At 71.9% G+C, this 2804-nt stretch carries 1 protein-coding gene; it reads left to right on the forward strand.

All coding sequences use genetic code 11. From position 1 onward, the window contains the following. Positions 1 to 2804, forward strand: a 2804-nt coding sequence (locus tag AC4IJH_RS43325; RefSeq protein ID WP_490857537.1) for a type I polyketide synthase, incomplete at both ends; no start/stop codon positions are given.

The following is a 2804-nucleotide window of genomic DNA, read 5'->3' on the forward strand; positions in this document are numbered from 1 at the left end:
CAGGGCAACTACGCGGCGGCGAACGCCTTCCTGGACGCGCTGGCGGAGAACCGGCGGGCCCGTGGCCTCGCCGGTCTCGCGGTCGCCTGGGGCCTGTGGGGCGGCGGTGGACTCGCGGAGTCCACCGAGGTGATCCGGACGCGTATGCAGCGAACCGCCATGCCTGCCATGGACCCGCAACTGGCCGTACGGGCGCTGGGCGAGTCGCTGGACGGCTCCGACGCCGTCGTGACCGTGATGGACGTCGACTGGGAGCAGCTGGGCTCGGCGCCGGGCACCGCGAACGTGCACGAGATGCCGCTGGTGCGCGACCTCCCCGAGATCCGCCGACTGGCCGCCGCGAGCGCGAGCGCCGACGGCCCGGCGCGCAGCGACGGCGAACTGGCGCGGCGCCTCGCCGGGTTGGGCCGGGCCGAACAGGACCGGGTGCTCACCGACGTGGTGCGGGCGGAGGCCGCCGCGGTCCTGGGCCACTCCTCGATGGACATGGTGCAGGCCAGGCAGGCGTTCAAGGACCTGGGCTTCGATTCGCTGACCGCCGTCGAACTGCGCAACCAGCTGAACGCGGCGACAAAGCTGCGGCTGCCCGCCACCTTGGTGTTCGACTACCCCACTCCGGTCGCGCTGGCCGAGTTCTTGCGGGGTGAGCTGACCGGGGCGGAGGCGGAGACCGATGTGCCGGTGGCCGCTGTGTCTGCTGTGGCGGTGGACGAGCCGCTGGCGATCGTCGGTATGGCGTGCCGTTTCCCGGGTGGTGCGGGCAGTCCGGAGGAGTTCTGGGACCTGCTGGCTTCCGGCGGGGACGCGGTGGGCGGTTTCCCGACCGACCGCGGCTGGGACCTGGAGGGCTTCTACGACCCGGACCGGGAGAGCGAGGGAACCTCGTACACCCAGTCGGGCGCGTTCCTGCGGGACGCGGCGGAGTTCGACGCCGGCTTCTTCGGGATCAGCCCGCGCGAGGCGCTGGCCATGGACCCGCAGCAGCGGCTGCTGCTCCAGACGTCGTGGGAGGCGCTGGAGCGGGCCGGGATCGACCCGCAGTCGCTGCGGGGCAGCGCGACCGGCGTGTTCGCGGGCGGCTTCGGCTCGGGCTACGCCATCGGAATGGCGCTGACGGGCCAGGACGGGGCCGGTGTCGAGGGACACCTGATGACCGGCAACTCGACCAGCGTGCTGTCCGGCCGTATCTCCTACGTGCTGGGTCTTGAGGGCCCGGCGGTGACGGTGGACACGGCGTGTTCGTCGTCGCTGGTGGCGCTGCACCTGGCCGTCCAGGCGGTGCGTTCGGGCGAGTGCTCGCTCGCGCTGGCCGGCGGTGTCACGGTCATGGCCACACCGTTCTCCTTCGTGGAGTTCTCGCGGCAGCAGGGCCTGTCCGTGGACGGCCGCTGCCGTGCGTTCTCCGAGGAAGCGAACGGCACCGGCTGGGCCGAGGGCGCGGGCATGCTCGTCGTGGAGCGCCTCTCCGACGCGCAGCGGCTCGGCCACAAGGTGCTGGCGGTCGTACGCGGCAGCGCCATCAACCAGGACGGTGCGTCCAACGGCCTTTCGGCGCCCAACGGCCCGTCCCAGCAGCGCGTGATCCGCGCTGCCTTGGCCAGCGGGCAGTTGTCCGCCGCCGATGTGGATGTGGTGGAGGCGCACGGTACGGGCACCACGCTGGGCGACCCGATCGAGGCGCAGGCGCTCCTTGCCACGTACGGCCAGGAGCGCGCCGAGCAGCGGCCGTTGTGGCTGGGCTCGGTGAAGTCCAACATCGGCCACACCCAGGCCGCGGCCGGTGTCGCGGGCGTGATCAAGATGGTGCTCGCCCTCCAACACGAGCAGCTTCCGCAGACCCTGCACGCCGACGAGCCGTCCTCGCACGTGGACTGGACGGCGGGCGAGGTGCGGCTGCTGAACGAGCAGGTGCCGTGGCCGTCCGACGGTCGGGTGCGCCGCGCCGGCATCTCCGCGTTCGGCATCAGTGGCACCAACGCCCACGTCATCGTGGAGGAGGCCCCTGCTCCTGCCGAGGCTCCCGCTGAGGGCGAGGGGGCCGGTGCGCCGGAGACCACGGCGGTCGTCAAGGCCGGTGCGGTCGGTGCGTGGCTGGTGTCGGGCCGCTCCGCGGCCGGTCTGGTGGCACAGGCGGGGCGGCTGCGCGAATGGGTCGTGACACGGCCCGAGTTGGATCCGGTGGATGTGGGCTGGTCGTTGGCGACGACGCGGTCGGTGTTCGAGCACCGGGCGGTGGTTCTGGGCGGTGACCGCGACGAACTGGTGGCCGGTCTGGAGAACCTGGCCGTCGGCGCGACGGCGGGCTCGCTGGTCTCCGGCGTGGCCCCGTCGGACGCCCGGGTGGGCCTGGTCTTCGCGGGTCAGGGTTCGCAGTGGCTGGGTATGGGGCGTGGCCTGTACGAGGGCAGCCCGGTGTTCGCGGAGACGTTTGACCGGGTGTGCGGGCTTCTGGAGCTGGAGTTGGGAGTCTCCGTACGGGATGTCGTGCTGGGTGCGGATGGTGTCGATGAGGGTCTGACGGATCAGACGTTGTATGCGCAGGCGGGTCTGTTTGCCTTCGAGGTGGCTTTGGCTGCGGTGCTGGAGGCGGCCGGTGTGGTTGCCGATGCGGTGGTGGGTCATTCCGTGGGTGAGGTGGCGGCGGCGTATGTGGCTGGTGTGCTGTCGTTGCCGGATGCCTGTCGTCTGGTGGCGGCGCGGGCGCGGTTGATGCAGGCGTTGCCCGGTGGTGGTGCGATGGCGGCGGTCAACGCGTCCGAGGCGGATGTGCTGGCCGCGCTGGCAGAGACCTCCGCGGTGTCCAT

The sequence above is a fragment of the Streptomyces sp. UF-297 genome (assembly GCF_058245575.1).